Source organism: Bartonella sp. CL71SXKL, from assembly GCF_042194935.1.
Lineage (GTDB): Bacteria > Pseudomonadota > Alphaproteobacteria > Rhizobiales > Rhizobiaceae > Bartonella.
This window is the reverse complement of record NZ_JBHINI010000075.1, coordinates 1-1,186: the sequence shown is the minus strand read 5'-3', so window position 1 is coordinate 1,186 and position 1,186 is coordinate 1. Positions and strand designations below refer to the sequence as shown.

The 1,186-nt window shown below is 43.2% G+C and carries 1 protein-coding gene; it reads right to left on the bottom strand.

Features of this window, described 5'->3' with window-relative positions; translation table 11 throughout:
* Positions 1-9: 9 nt before the first annotated feature.
* Positions 10-1,185 (bottom strand): elongation factor Tu, encoded by a 1,176-nt coding sequence (gene tuf / locus ACFILA_RS09535; protein WP_012755022.1) that lies wholly within the window; start codon positions 1,183-1,185, stop codon positions 10-12.
* Position 1,186 lies beyond the last annotated feature (1 nt).

Sequence of the window (1,186 nt, the reverse complement as noted above, 5' to 3'; positions counted from 1 at the left end):
AAGCATTATTTATTCAATGATCTTAGAGACGATACCGGCACCAACAGTACGACCACCTTCACGAATAGCAAAACGAAGTTTCTCTTCCATCGCTATCGGAACGATCAACGAAACATCCATCGCAACATTGTCACCTGGCATAACCATTTCCGTTCCTTCTGGAAGTGTAACAATACCTGTAACATCCGTCGTACGGAAGTAAAACTGAGGACGATAATTCGTGAAAAATGGTGTATGACGTCCACCTTCATCTTTTGTCAAAATGTAAGCTTCTGCTTTAAAACGCGTATGAGGCGTAACGGATCCTGGCTTTGCCAATACTTGACCACGCTCAATCCCTTCACGATCAACACCACGTAGAAGAGCTCCTATATTATCACCCGCTTGACCTTGATCTAAAAGCTTGCGGAACATTTCAACACCTGTAACCGTCGTCTTAGATGTTGGACGAATACCGATAATCTCGATTTCCTCTCCAACTTTAATAACACCACGCTCAACACGACCCGTAACAACGGTTCCACGACCCGAAATCGAAAATACATCTTCTATCGGCATCAAAAATGGTTGATCAACAGGACGTTCAGGGGTTGGAATATAATTATCAACTTCACTCATTAAAAGACGAACAGCATCTTCACCAATGCTTTTATCCTTATCTTCAAGAGCTGCCAACGCAGAACCCTTAACAATTGGTATATCATCACCTGGGAAATCATACTTGGATAAAAGTTCCCGAACCTCAAGCTCTACAAGCTCCAAAAGTTCTGCATCATCAACCTGATCAACTTTATTAAGAAAAACAACAATTGCTGGAACACCAACCTGACGCGCAAGCAAAATATGCTCACGTGTCTGAGGCATTGGACCATCAGCTGCTGAAACAACCAAAATAGCACCATCCATCTGTGCTGCCCCTGTGATCATGTTTTTCACATAATCAGCGTGTCCCGGACAATCAACGTGCGCATAGTGACGATTTTCCGTTTCATACTCAACGTGTGCTGTAGAAATAGTAATTCCACGTGCGCGCTCCTCTGGCGCAGCATCAATTTGGTCATAGGCTTTAAATTCACCAAAATATTTCGTAATCGCTGCTGTCAACGAGGTCTTCCCATGATCAACGTGACCAATCGTACCAATATTAACATGCGGTTTTGTTCGTTCAAACTTGCTCTTCGCCATT

Bases quoted from the DNA above. Each gene is read 5' to 3' on its own strand.
- tuf (WP_012755022.1), bottom strand. From the start codon at position 1,185: ATGGCGAAGAGCAAGTTTGAACGAACAAAACCGCATGTTAATATTGGT.